Raw genomic sequence first — 13,273 nt, forward strand, 5'->3', positions numbered from 1 at the left:
ATGAAAAAGTTACGCTCCATATTGTTTTTGCTGAGTGTAATTTTTAGTTCTTGCGATGATGACTACGCGCCGATCGGTGTGGAACAGAAAGTGGATATTCCGCACGCGATTGTTTCTGTTGAACAAAACAGATCTGCGTCGCAGGCTGATATAATCTTAAAAATCCCCCAAACTGAAACAGAGACATTTCATCTGGAAATGTCCAATAGTAAGGGTGCAAAAATCCCCCTGGTCTCAGGCACAAATGAGGTAACGGGGAAATTTAATCTCCGGAATTTCACTACTACCGGACTGGTCGCCGGAGAAACGTACAAACTGCAACTTACCTACACCGATTCGCAGGGAAATCCTATTGTCACTTCGAGAAGTTTTGTTTCCAAAGTCGCTGCGAACTGGAAGCGGCTGCCACATATTCCGGTTGCCAGCGGCGATTTTACAGGAGCCGCCGTACTTTCTCCACTCTACAATTCTCAGCTGGCCGTATTTCGTTACCAGGATGCTGAAAATTGGAATATCCTGAAATTTATAAACGGTCAATGGGAAAGTTCTGAAACTCAGAAACCGACGCCCCGGCATAATGCGATCGCCTTTCCGCTTAGTCAGGTGGGCGGTCGGGAGTTAGTATTCATGGGTTTCGGTTACATCGACGATGATAAGTTGCCTGGCAAAAAAGCATATCTGAATGATTTTTGGTGGACCATGAGCTTCTATTATATTGGCCAGCATTCAGGTGTTGTTTTTCCCCTTTACGAAGGAATAGACAGGGATGTGAAGTTTTTCCTGACTTTTGACAAAGCCTATTTATTAAAAGAAAATAGCAACGGAAGTATGTGGTCACTGGATATTAGCTGGGACCAGAAAATATGCGCGCCGCTTCCTGAAAAAACGGGCAAAATCGCGGCGTTTACTATTGGAGATAATGGTTACGTGGTCAATCAGTTGCCTGGTACCGCACCACATCTTTACGCCTATTCGCCTGAGAAAGATACGTGGGTCCGCAAAGCAGATTTCCCCGGAAAAATGCGCGATCTGGGAATTGGTTTTTCGGCAAAAGGAAAAGGTTATTTTGGCTTAGGTATTGATAATGAGGGAAATGGGTTGCGTGATCTGTGGGAATATAATGCCGAAAAGAATACCTGGGTTATGCATTCCGAATACCCGGGGCAGGGAAACAGATTGCTTGTTTCGTTTTCGGCTGGGAATAAGGCTTACCTGGGCTGGGGATACGAGTCGCGTCAAATTGATGGAACTGCAGCGAAGCAAATAGTAGGGTGCACTGATTTTTGGGAATTTAATCCATAAATGAAACTTAGACTTTTATTACTGCTTTTACTGGCGGTTATTTCCGGTTGTGTGGATGAAGTACAGCTTCCTGCACGATCGGTAGCGTCGCGGCTTGTGGTAGAGGGACTTGTTACCAACGAAAAGCCGCCCTATACAGTTAAATTGACATTGACCGGGGAATATAACTCATTGATTTACGGGCAAAACGAAATTCCGGTCAATGGTGCGACTGTCAGTATCACGGAAATCGGCGGCCGGACTGTAACACTTTCGCAAGACGCACTTACACCTGCTTATTATTGGATGTATGACTCTACGTTTGTTGGTCAGTCGGGCAAAAGCTACCAGCTGAAAATCATATTACCCGGAGGAGAAACCTACATTTCAGAGCCCGAACTCCTCAATCCGGTTTCGGAAATCGATCGCATTTATGCCGAGTACCGGCCGCGGGCCGATGCCGAAGTTTACATACCCGACCATTACCAGATTTTATTGGATACCAAAGATCCTGCCTCGGCGGGGAATTACTATCGCTGGTCGGGTTACGGTTATGTGCCGCGACTGTCGACGGGCGAGCCGATTGGTTTTGGATTTTGCTGTAAATGGTGCTGGGTGCCGGTTTATGGTTCGAGAAGTGAAGTGCTTTCGGATGTACTCGTGAATGGAAACAGCATTAGCAGGCGGCCGATCATGCTATCGCCGGTTTACTATGTGGGCAGGCATTATATTGAAGTCCGGCAATATTCGCTCACAAAATCAGCTTATCAGTTTTGGGTCAAATTTGAAGAACAGCGCAAGCGTACCGGCTCGCTGTTCGATCCGCTGCCTGCTTCTATTGAAGGGAATGTACACCGCGAGGACGACGCGAATGTATTGGCGCTGGGCTATTTCGGATCGTCGGGGGTGAGCACGCGCAGGCTGACCATACCCGGTGATACCTTGAATGCAGCGAGAATGGAGATTAAATACGGGGATGTTTTTGTGGAAGACGGCAACTGCCAGCTTATTTATAATCAGGGGCAACTTAATCCTCCGGCCAACTGGTGATGAAACGCGGCTGCTACATATTAACCCAAACCGTAACCAGGAGACTGGCGTTTTTAGCGATTTTGCTGCTCATGCCATTTCTTTCATTTGCGCAAAATTGGGTTTTGAAAGGAAATGTGGCGGACTTAACATTCGGTACTCCCATCCCAAATGCGTCTGTGATTTCCCGCGCATCCAAAGCCAGTACAATTTCAGATAGCACGGGTAATTTCACGATTATCTTAAAAGCTGGCGAACAGCTGATTACAGTATCTTCCGTTGGATATTTTCCCAAAAATCTGAGCATTACCTATAAAGAAATCCTGGCGGGCGTGGATGTAAAGCTTGCGCCTGAAACGAGAGAATTAAAAGAACTGATCGTGAAAGAAAAAGCGCCGGACGAAAATGTGCGTTCGAGCCAGATGAGCGTCGCGCGGCTTGATATTAAAAACCTTAAAAATATCCCTGTCGTGTTCGGTGAAGTCGATATTATCAAGGCGCTTACCTTGCAGCCGGGCGTGAGTACGGTGGGAGAAGGTACCTCGGGTTTCAATGTACGTGGCGGCCGGACGGACCAGAATCTCGTACTTCTCGACGGCGCGCCTTTGTTTAATACCTCGCATTTGCTTGGTTTCCTGAGTAATGTAAATGCGGACGCGATCCGTGATGTGACTTTATACAAAGGCGATATTCCGGCGGCTTACGGCGGTCGGCTTTCGTCTTTATTGGAGATCAATACGCGCTCGGGGAATAAAGAGCGGGTGAATGTTGCTGCCGGCGTGGGACTTATGACGGCAGGTATAACAGCCGACGGTCCGCTCACCAAAAACAAGCGGCTGACTTTTCTGGCAGGCGGCCGCGTCGCATATCCTAATTTGCTGATCAAACGTTTTCCCGAACCCACTAATCAGAACAAAGCCTTCTTCTTTGATCTTAATGCACGATTATCTTATGAAATATCTGAAAATAGTGTGCTGTCAGCGACGGGTTATTATAGTCACGATTCATTTAAGTTTCCGGAAGATACCTTGTACGGATGGAAATCTACGGCGGCTACATTGAATTGGAACAAGCAGATTAACAAGTCGTTATCATTTCAGGTCGGGGCTAATCTGAGCTACTACACATTTAATCTGGAAGGTATTTCGCCCACCAATGAATACCTTTTTCAATCGGGTATCCGGCAGCATAACGGACATTTGCGCGTGCTTTGGATACCTTCGCCCGCGCACAAGCTGGATGCCGGGATGGTCTTTACACATTACCAGTTAGCACCAGGCAACCTTTCTCCCGAAAAACAATCGAATATCACAAATATTGACCTCGAAAAGGAACAGGCAATAGAGCAGGCCGCGTACATTTCTGACGAATGGAGCCCGTTTTCTTGGATTTCGGTGAGCGCGGGTCTTCGTTATGTGTATTTCAAAAATTCAGGTCCGGGTACTGTTTATGAATATCAAAATGGCGTGCCGCGCACGGAGGAATCGATTGTAGATACTTTAACTTATGGAAAAGGGAAATCCATTTCAAACTTCGGCGGCTTGGAACCGAGACTTTCTGTGCGGATCAATACAGGGAAGACAAGCTCGCTGAAAATGAGCTATACTAAAACCAGGCAATACCTGCATTTAATCTCCAATACCACGGCCATTTCGCCAGTTGACTTTTGGAAGTTGGCCGATGATTTCGTGCCGCCGCAAAGTGCCGAACAGCTTGCGCTGGGATATTTTCGGAACTTCAATGACAACACATTTGAAACGTCGGTGGAAATTTACCGAAAGCGGCTCAGTAACCTGGTTGAATATAAAAATGGCGCTACATTATTATTGAATCCTGCGCTGGAAACGGATCTGGTGCCGGCAGTGGGAAAGGCTTACGGGGTTGAGTTCAGTATTCAAAAATCAAAAGGTATATTAACCGGGCTTGTTTCCTATACGTACAGCCGGACTTTCGCGCGGGTGCAATCAGGCTTTTCGAGTGAGCAGATCAACAAAGGAGACTGGTTTCCCTCGACGGTTGATCGCCCCAATTCGGTCAGCATTTCAACGCAATGGAAATGGAAAAGGGGCTGGACTTTCGGTACTAATTTTGTGTACATGACAGGCCGCCCGATCACTTTCCCCGACGGTACTTACTTGCTTAATGACGTGGTAGTGCAGGATTATTCGCAGCGCAACCTGGATCGCGTGCCGGATTATCACCGAATGGATGTTTCATTCACGAAAGATACCCGCGTCGCTACCGACCAGCGACGCTATTCGCTCTGGTCATTTTCGCTCTATAATCTTTACGCCAGAAAAAACCCCTATTCAATCTACTTCAAACAATCCGGAACACGGCTGGTGAGTTACAGGCTTTCAGTTTTCGGGACAATTATTCCTTCGATCAACTGGAAATATCACTTTTAACTACATACTCTCCGTTCTCCCACCATCAACTGGCAAATTAACGCCATTGATACTCCCGGCGGCGGGGCTGCACAGGAATGCAACTGCGGCGGCGGTTTCCTCGGCTTTCGCAAATCTCCTGGTAGGGATACTCGCTGCCATTTCGCGGGCAACTTCTTTGGGTGACTGATTCTGCGCCTCGGCACGCATTTCCAGCACGGAATACAGGCGGGCGGTTTCGGTATACCCGGGCAATACATTATTTACCGTGATCCCGAACTGCGCGATTTCAAGCGACAAAGTTTTAGCCCAGCTCGCTACCGCGCCACGGATCGTATTCGAAACGCCAAGCCCGATAATAGGTTGTTTAACAGAAGTACTGATAATATTCACAATGCGTCCGTACCCTTCTTTTTTCATCGAAGGCAAAACAGATTGGACTAAAAACTGATTGTTGATCACATGCATCTGAAAGGTTTTCAGAAACTGATCTGCTTCTGCTTCTGCGATCGGGCCGCCCGAGGGACCACCGGTATTATTCACCAGAATATGTACTTCCGGGCAAAGACGGAGGTAGTTTCCGATTGCTTCTTTCACCTGTTCATGGTCAGAAAAATCGGCCACTACGTAGCGGTGCAACTGCCCGGCCGAATCATCCAGGGTTTCTACAACCTCTCTCAGCTTCTCTTCATTCCGCGCTACGAGCGTTACATTTGCGCCGAGTAATGCAAGCTCAATGCCCGAGGCCAGACCAATACCCTGCGTGGCTCCGCACACAATCGCCGTTTTTCCTTTGAGATCCAGGTTCATATTATTTCAAATTTTAAGGTCATATTAGTTTAAATAACCGCTTCGATTTTAGCAGTTCTGACTTCTAACTTCGCACATTTTTAGGCTATCTTTGCGGTTTATTTTCAGTCAAGAGAATCTTACAGTTAACATTTTACAATGTCTAAAAAAATTCAATCCGCACTTATTTCTGTGTATTATAAGGACGGACTAGAACCTTTGGTTCGCCTCTTGCACACCAATGGTGTAAAATTATACTCAACCGGAGGCACGCAGACTTTCATCGAAAATCTGAATATCCCTGTTACCGCAGCCGAAGAACTGACAGGTTATCCTTCCATTTTCGGGGGTAGGGTAAAAACGCTGCACCCTGCGATCATGGGCGGCATTTTGTATCGTCGCGACGACGAAGGTGACGTAGCGCAGGCGGCGCAATACAACATTCCGGCGATCGATATGGTGATCGTGGATTTGTATCCTTTTGAAGAAACGGTTGCATCGGGAGCAAGTGAGGAGGATATTATTGAAAAAATAGATATTGGTGGTATTTCGCTGATCAGAGCGACTGCGAAGAACTTCAAAGACACCTTGATAGTCTCTTCCCGCGAACAATATGCGGAGGTGGTGGAGCTGCTTACTGCGAAAGCGGGCACTACCGACCTGGAAGACCGCCGCTACTATGCAGGTCAGGCATTTGGTGTTTCCTCGCATTACGACGGGGCGATCAATCGTTTTTTCACCGCTGACAAAACAATTACAGATAAGGCACTTTTTGACTTTACTTCACTGCAATCGCAAACTTTGCGCTACGGCGAAAACCCGCACCAGAATGCTACCTATTACGGTGATCTGGAAGGTATTTTCGAGAAATTGCATGGTAAAGAGCTTTCTTATAATAACCTCGTAGATGTAGACGCGTGCGTAAACCTGATCGATGAATTTCAGGATGCGCAACCAACATTTGCGATCATTAAACATACCAATGCGTGCGGAATTGCCACTGCGGCCACAGCCAAAGCAGCTTACGATAATGCATTGGCCTGTGACCCGGTTTCTGCATTTGGAGGAGTAGTGATCACGAATTCGAAAGTTGACCTCGCGACGGCGGAGGAGCTGAACAAGCTTTTCATGGAAATCCTGATCGCGCCGGAATACGAAGAAGAAGCGTTGCAACTTTTGAAATCCAAGAAAAACCGGATTTTACTAAAAAGAAATACAGTGGAGCTGCCGCAGATCATGTTCAAGACGATCCTGAACGGGGTTTTGGTACAGGATAAAGATCTGTCGACCGAAGTAGCTTCCCAATATACCACTGTCACCGAAAAGGCGCCGACCGAGCAGGAACTGACTGCGATGGAGTTTGCATTGAAAGTTTGCAAGCATACCAAGTCTAACACGATCGTTTTGGCCAAAGAAAACCAACTTCTGGCGAGCGGTACCGGACAAACTTCCCGCGTCGATGCATTGCGTCAGGCGATTGAAAAAGCAAATGCGTTTGGTTTTGATCTGAATGGCGCGGTAATGGCGTCGGATGCATTTTTTCCTTTTGCGGATTGTGTTGAAATCGCGCATAAGGCTGGAATTACGGCGGTAGTGCAGCCGGGAGGCTCTATTCGTGACAAGGATTCGGTAGCCTATTGCGATGCCAACGGACTTTCAATGGTCACAACTGGCATTCGTCACTTCAAGCATTGATTTTTAATGCCACGAATTCACGAATAATAATGCACGAATTATTGGTGTATCATTTGCAGCCGCCGCTGTGGTGTATTCGTGGCATACTTATTAAAAGTATTCTCTTTTGAAAGATAATCGGTTACCGGCGCGCGCATTACGGATTGTTAAAGTGATCATAGCGCTGCTATTCGTGTTGCCGGCCAGCCTTTTCTTTCTCTACCCACAGATATTCTACTGCGAACTGATCGGGCTTTCCGGGTTCCATGAAAACGGTTTGGTTTATTTCAGTCCCGAAATCAGTCCCGCTTCCTACAAAAAGCTGGGCGCCGCTATTAAAAAATCAGAAGCGAGGGTCGACTCTTTTTTTTCAGGCAAAAAATCCTCTCCCAGAATTATCATTTGCAGTAACCTGCAACAATACCAGCGCTATTGCAGCAGTACCGAAGGAGCGGGCTGCAGTGTGGGCACGCCGTGGGGCAATAGCTACGTGATCCTGAATGCACAAGGCGCAAATGTGGATGTGATCGCGCATGAAATGAGTCACATCGAGCTGCTTAAAAGAGTAGGCTGGTGGAAAGTGACCAGTGATATTCCGCAGTGGTTTAACGAAGGCGTGGCATTAATGCTTGACAAACGTTTCGTCAATAATCCCGATCCAGCACTTAAATACCTCGACTATATGGACGAATGGATGTATTATACAGGAGGAGGCCAGGAGATTCTCGAACTGGGAGAGATTACTACGATCAAGGAGTTCTTTAATGGCGGACAGAAAAAGGTAATGTTGGCTTACATGTCGGCGGGAATGGAAATAGCTTACTGGCAAACGCTTTCGGGGCCGGACGGAATGCAGAAATTCATAGAAAATCTCAGCGCAGGAAAATCATTTGAAGAAGCTTATCTGAGTGCAGAAGATGAAAAGTTGAGAAGGTATTTCAGGAGATTGCCGCCAAACCCGCTCCGGTTGACGGTTTCTAAGAAAAAATCAGACTAAATCTTCGTACTAAAAAGCTTGTAGTTATATTTATAAAATGGACTTTAAATACGGTTAAGCCCATCTTCGCGAAATTCCCTCTTGTACTATTTTCGGAAAATAATGTACCTTTCGATTTAAACTGACAAACCTCATTATTCATCACTTTTATACTTTGCAATGCAAGCTTTACAAGACCTTGATTACATCGTTTTTTTCTTCTATTTCATACTTGTTTCCGGTTACGGTTATTGGATTTACCAGCGAAAAAGGTCAGGTGTAGAATCGACCAAAGATTTCTTCCTTGCAGAAGGTTCCTTAACGTGGTGGGCGATCGGAGCTTCGCTTATCGCTTCCAATATTTCAGCAGAACAATTTATCGGAATGTCCGGGAACGGATTTTCAATGGGGCTCGGTATTTCGACCTACGAATGGATGGCAGCAGCAACTTTGATCATAGTCGCTGTTTTTTTTATGCCTATTTATTTGAAGAACAAGATCTACACGATGCCGCAATTCCTGAGCACCCGCTACAATCCGACCGTGAGTTTGATCATGGCGGTATTCTGGCTGGCGCTGTATATTCTGGTCAATCTGACGTCGATTCTGTACCTGGGCGCATTGGCGGTTTCAGGTATTTCAGGGCTTGATTTTCAGTTTTGTATGATCGCGCTGGCGGCTTTTGCGATCATTATTACGATCGGTGGAATGAAAGTGATCGGTTATACCGACGTAATTCAGGTGTTCTTTCTGGTAATCGGCGGTCTGGCTACTACTTACCTGGCGGTTAATCTGGTATCTGCAACGGATGGAATGGAAGGGATTACGGCCGGTTTCAAGCTGATGCGTGAAAACCATGATGATCATTTTCATATGATATTTCCCAAAAGCAGCCCATTTTATATGCAGCTTCCTGGCTTAACGGTATTGCTGGGTGGTATGTGGATCGTGAACCTGAACTATTGGGGTTGTAATCAATATATTACGCAACGTGCATTGGGAGCGGATTTGAAGACGGCAAGAAACGGTATTCTTTTTGCCGCGTTCTTAAAGTTATTGATGCCGGTTATCGTGGTGTTGCCAGGTATCGCTGCTTATGCATTGTACAGCAAAGGAATGTTCCAGAAAGAAATGCTTGGTGACGATGGTGTCATTAACCCGGATATGGCTTACCCTGTATTGCTGAATCTTTTACCTGCCGGTTTAAAAGGACTTTCATTTGCCGCATTAACCGCCGCAGTTGTTGCTTCTCTTGCCGGAAAGGCAAATAGTATCTCGACCATTTTTACACTCGATATTTTCAAAAATTATATTGGTAAAGATGCAAGTGAGAAAACGCTGGTAAGAATTGGCCGTATCGTGGTTGTAGTTTCTATGATCCTGGCGATCGTCGTTTCTCCTTATATGGGAATTGATAAAAAAGGTGGTTTCCAGTTCATTCAGGAAATGACAGGTCTGCTTTCTCCAGGGATCTTCGCCGCGTTTATTATGGGCTTCTTCTGGAAACGGACGAACTCGGCAGGCGCATTATTCGCGATCGTGGGTGGATTCCTGATCGCATTGGCGATGCATAACAACTTTTTCCCATTCGCAGACTGGACCCAGGTCCCATTCCTGGATCGTATGGGAATTGTATTCCTGATTTGCGTGGTGGTAATGGTAATTCTTGGATTGGTAATGCCGGATGAGAAAAAAGGATTGGCAATCGATTCCTCCATGTTTATTCCGCACCGCAGCTTTATCGTCGGTGCCGTGATCGTGATCGGGATGATTACTTTCCTTTACGCTTATTTCTGGTAGCAGATAGCATTATAAAAAAGACCGGCCTGGATATTTCCAGGCCGGTCTTTTTTATTTAAGAACAAAAATTAAGCTTCCTGCTCTTCGATAATTGTGATCTTCTGGATCTTGTCTCCCTGACGCAGCAGGTCAACAGTATCAACACCTTCAACCACTTTTCCGAAGCAAGTGTGGTTGCCGTCAAGGTGCGCAGTGTTATTGCGGCTGTGACAGATGAAGAACTGAGAACCACCTGTATCACGTCCCGCGTGCGCCATTGAAAGTACACCGCGATCGTGGTATTGGTTACCGCCTGAAAGCTCGCATTTAATTTTGTAACCAGGACCTCCACGGCCGGTTCCGGTAGGATCGCCGCCCTGAACCATAAAGTCAGGAATCACACGGTGAAAAATCAATCCGTCATAAAAGCCTTTTTTAGAAAGGTCAACAAAGTTTTTCACTGTTCCCGGCGCGTCTGCATCGTAAAACTCGATGAGCATAGTGCCCTTATCAGTGATCATTTCCGCTTTTGTCATGTTCAGAAGAATATTAGATTTTGAAGATTAAGCTGGGTGGCCAGCCTTTTAATTGGGGTACTGGTGCTATAAAACACAAAGAAAAGGAGAATGAGTCCTTTTCTTTGCATTATCATAAATAAAAGATATTACTCAGGAATCCGCGGCCACTTTTGCCAGATCCATTTCCGCTTTTTTCTGTTCGGATTTAAAGTCAGTCAGGCGTGTGAGCACTTCTCCCGAGCCCCATTCCTTACTTCTTTCCGGGTTAGAGAACCACTCTTTTACAGCCAATATCTTATAAATGTACTTGGCCGTTTCTGAGTTCAGACGTAGTTTGAAGAAATCGTCTTTGTTCTGAGAATCCATTCTGTTCTGAATGTGTGTTGGCCCCGCATTGTAGGCAGCAGCTACAAGCGTCCACGAGCCTAATTGGCGATGCAATTCTCGCAGGTATTTGCCGGCAGCATGCGTGGATTTCACGAGATGCTTGCGGTCGTCCCTGGTTTCATTTACTACCAGACCAAGATATTTTGCTGTGGAAGGCATAAACTGCCAGTATCCTCCGGCGCCTTTATGTGAAGTAACCTGGTTACTCATTGCGCTCTCGATGAGCGGGAGGTATTGAAAATCGGCTGGTACTCCGTACTTTTTAAGAATAGGCTCAATAACGCGCATTCTTTTTTGGGTCTTTGTCATCAGCTTACGAAAGGTAGGATTATCGTAATTTCTGATCATGTTCTGGTATCGCTCAGCAATCCGAAGCTCCGATAACGGGATGGCTTCTCCACAAAAGTCAATAGCAAGAAGATCTGAATCAATGATTGTTGTTTCTTTCAGCTCCTTCTTTTCCACTTCCACCTCGCTCACAGGATCTGGCCCCATTAATGCGATTGAGAAAGCCATAAAGATAAGTTTAATCATTCATTTTGTATTTCGTGAAACATATTACTAGGCTGTAAGCCGGGGTGCAAAGATAACGGAATAGAATTTAAAATATTTGATTGCTGGGTAAAAAACTGATTTTCAGCATCTTAAACATTAAAATATAGTACAAAACAAAGGAGGCTGCATTTTGCAACAACCCGCGTTATCAATCTATTTACCTGTGAATCGGCCAACTCCTGAAATTTTAGTCGGCTAATGCAGGTGTACGCAAAACGTAAAATTCTATGCCAGATATAATTTTAGTAAGGGGCGTAAATTTAAAAGTGCCATTTCGGGTCTGATTTTCAACTATTTAGGCAAATAATAGCCTATGTAGAATTAGTACTAAACAGCTATAAAGTTCAGTTTTTGAAGATTTTGTACACAAACTGCCCACCAAAAAGCTTTTACAGGGCCTAATATTTTAACTTGCATTTCTTCATTCTAAAGATATGGTTACAGTAAACGAGGCGAAGCATTTAATCGTTACCCAGGCGGCGATTCTACCAACGGAAACCCGCAAATTGGGCGATTCTGTGGGGTATGTGCTTGCTGAAAATCTCAATGCGCCTCTTTCCTTGCCAGCATTCCGGCAATCTTCCATGGATGGTTACGCGATACTGCACTCGGACATCACTGCTTTGGGTACCGGCTTGAAATTGAAGGGTGAATCCAAAGCCGGCCAAACGGACCTGGAAATCCTCGATTCCGGTCTTGCAATGCGCATTTTCACCGGCGCCCCTGTACCCGACGGTGCCACTGCGGTGGTGATGCAGGAGCATACCCGCATTGAAAACGGGATGGTTTTTATCGATGAATTTCCGGTGCCTGAGGGTAAGAATGTGCGACGGATCGGTCAGCAAATTATGGCCGGGACTGTTGCATTAACTGCCGGAACATACCTTTCTCCCGGCGGTATTGCGTTTTTACAGGGATTGGGGATTACTGATATTCAGGTATGCAGAAAACCCAAAATCGGCCTCTTGATCACAGGAGACGAACTTTTGAAACCCGGGGAAGTGATGGTGCCAGGGAAAATATTTGAATCTAACTCAGGAATGCTCGCGGCGGCTTTGAAGCAGGAGGGGCTCGGGGAGGTAGAAATAGGCTATGCTGCCGACGATCTCCACGCAACCATTGAGGCACTTGAAAAACTTGTAGAAAAAAACGACATAGTGCTCGCTTCCGGCGGAATTTCGGTAGGCGATTATGATTTTGTAGGCGATGCGGTAAAAGCAGTTGGCGCAGATACCGTTTTTTACAAGGTCAGACAAAAACCAGGCAAGCCGCTGCTCTTTGCAAAAAAGCATGAAAAGTTATTTTTCGCGCTGCCGGGGAATCCTGCATCCTCTCTGGTGTGTTACTATGAATACGTGCTGCCGGCGATCCGTAAAATGACGGGCAGGACGGATTTATTTTTAAAAGCATTGCAACTGCCGATTAAATACGGATATGCATTCGATGGCGAGCGGGACGAGTTTTTGAAAGCGTCAATAGCAGACGATCATGTAATTCCGCTCGACGGACAGGAATCGTTTTCCATTCGTTCATTTGCGCTGGCAGATGCGATAATTTATTTGCCTGTAACTCAGAACAAGGTGGCAGCGGGGGATTTGGTAGAGGTGCATTTGCTGCCTTTTTAAGATATTCAGATTAGATATTGAACAGAAAATATATGGGTTTGCACGTGCAGTATTACGGAATGTTGGCGGAGGTAACCGGGCAGGCAGAGGAAAACTGGCTGGAAAGCGGTCGGCTCACAGTAGGCGAATTTCGCAAGCTGGTTACCGATAAGTATCCCGAACTTCTTGGGAAAAAATTTAAAATTGCAGTGAACCGGCGGATATCCGAAGATCTTGCGCCCATTGATCCACAATCAGAAATAGCACTTCTTCCACCGTTTGCAGGAGGATAAC

General features: G+C 46.0%; 11 protein-coding genes. 8 read left to right on the plus strand and 3 right to left on the minus strand.

Annotated elements, in window-relative coordinates; genetic code table 11:
• From KOD92_RS15490 to KOD92_RS15500, 3 genes are read left to right on the plus strand one after another with little or no spacing between them, the layout of a single operon-like run.
• Positions 1-1,302 (plus strand): Kelch repeat-containing protein, encoded by a 1,302-nt coding sequence (locus KOD92_RS15490; RefSeq protein ID WP_215234489.1) that lies wholly within the window; start codon positions 1-3, stop codon positions 1,300-1,302.
• The gene (locus tag KOD92_RS15495; RefSeq protein ID WP_215234490.1) at positions 1,303-2,331 is read left to right on the plus strand and encodes a DUF4249 domain-containing protein; all 1,029 of its coding nucleotides are present in this window, start codon (positions 1,303-1,305) and stop codon (positions 2,329-2,331) included.
• Positions 2,331-4,718: a TonB-dependent receptor gene (locus KOD92_RS15500; RefSeq protein ID WP_229254691.1), complete on the plus strand. Its 2,388-nt coding sequence runs from the start codon at positions 2,331-2,333 to the stop codon at positions 4,716-4,718. Before KOD92_RS15495 ends, KOD92_RS15500 begins: the two co-directional genes overlap by 1 nt.
• Here KOD92_RS15500 and KOD92_RS15505 read toward each other — a convergent pair whose 3' ends face one another.
• Positions 4,719-5,507: an SDR family oxidoreductase gene (locus KOD92_RS15505; RefSeq protein ID WP_215234491.1), complete on the minus strand. Its 789-nt coding sequence runs from the start codon at positions 5,505-5,507 to the stop codon at positions 4,719-4,721.
• A gap of 138 nt (positions 5,508-5,645) precedes the next feature.
• On the opposite strand from KOD92_RS15505, the gene purH reads away from it, so the two are divergent.
• The 3 genes from purH (at position 5,646) to KOD92_RS15520 (ending at position 9,936) form a co-directional block, all read left to right on the plus strand.
• The gene (purH, locus tag KOD92_RS15510) at positions 5,646-7,181 is read left to right on the plus strand and encodes a bifunctional phosphoribosylaminoimidazolecarboxamide formyltransferase/IMP cyclohydrolase (protein ID WP_215234492.1); all 1,536 of its coding nucleotides are present in this window, start codon (positions 5,646-5,648) and stop codon (positions 7,179-7,181) included.
• Positions 7,182-7,287: 106 nt separating this feature from the next.
• Positions 7,288-8,157 (plus strand): hypothetical protein, encoded by an 870-nt coding sequence (locus KOD92_RS15515; protein WP_215234493.1) that lies wholly within the window; start codon positions 7,288-7,290, stop codon positions 8,155-8,157.
• Positions 8,158-8,316: 159 nt separating this feature from the next.
• Positions 8,317-9,936, plus strand: a complete 1,620-nt coding sequence (locus tag KOD92_RS15520) for a sodium:solute symporter family transporter (RefSeq protein WP_215234494.1) — start codon at positions 8,317-8,319, stop codon at positions 9,934-9,936.
• A 68-nt stretch (positions 9,937-10,004) separates the two neighbouring features.
• Here the strand turns inward: KOD92_RS15520 and KOD92_RS15525 are convergent, their stop codons facing one another.
• Together KOD92_RS15525 and KOD92_RS15530 are read right to left on the minus strand one after the other, a co-directional pair.
• Positions 10,005-10,451, minus strand: a complete 447-nt coding sequence (locus KOD92_RS15525; RefSeq protein WP_215234495.1) for a peptidylprolyl isomerase — start codon at positions 10,449-10,451, stop codon at positions 10,005-10,007.
• A 132-nt stretch (positions 10,452-10,583) separates the two neighbouring features.
• Positions 10,584-11,336 (minus strand): lytic transglycosylase domain-containing protein, encoded by a 753-nt coding sequence (locus KOD92_RS15530; protein ID WP_229254692.1) that lies wholly within the window; start codon positions 11,334-11,336, stop codon positions 10,584-10,586.
• A 473-nt stretch (positions 11,337-11,809) separates the two neighbouring features.
• On the opposite strand from KOD92_RS15530, the gene KOD92_RS15535 reads away from it, so the two are divergent.
• The gene (locus tag KOD92_RS15535) at positions 11,810-13,000 is read left to right on the plus strand and encodes a molybdopterin molybdotransferase MoeA (RefSeq protein ID WP_215234497.1); all 1,191 of its coding nucleotides are present in this window, start codon (positions 11,810-11,812) and stop codon (positions 12,998-13,000) included.
• A 17-nt stretch (positions 13,001-13,017) separates the two neighbouring features.
• Positions 13,018-13,272 carry a MoaD/ThiS family protein gene (locus tag KOD92_RS15540; RefSeq protein ID WP_229254693.1) on the plus strand — a complete coding sequence of 85 codons (255 nt, stop codon included), beginning with the start codon at positions 13,018-13,020 and terminating at the stop codon, positions 13,270-13,272.
• Position 13,273 lies beyond the last annotated feature (1 nt).

The organism is Dyadobacter linearis, from assembly GCF_907165045.1.
GTDB classification, from domain to species: Bacteria; Bacteroidota; Bacteroidia; order Cytophagales; family Spirosomataceae; genus Dyadobacter; species Dyadobacter linearis.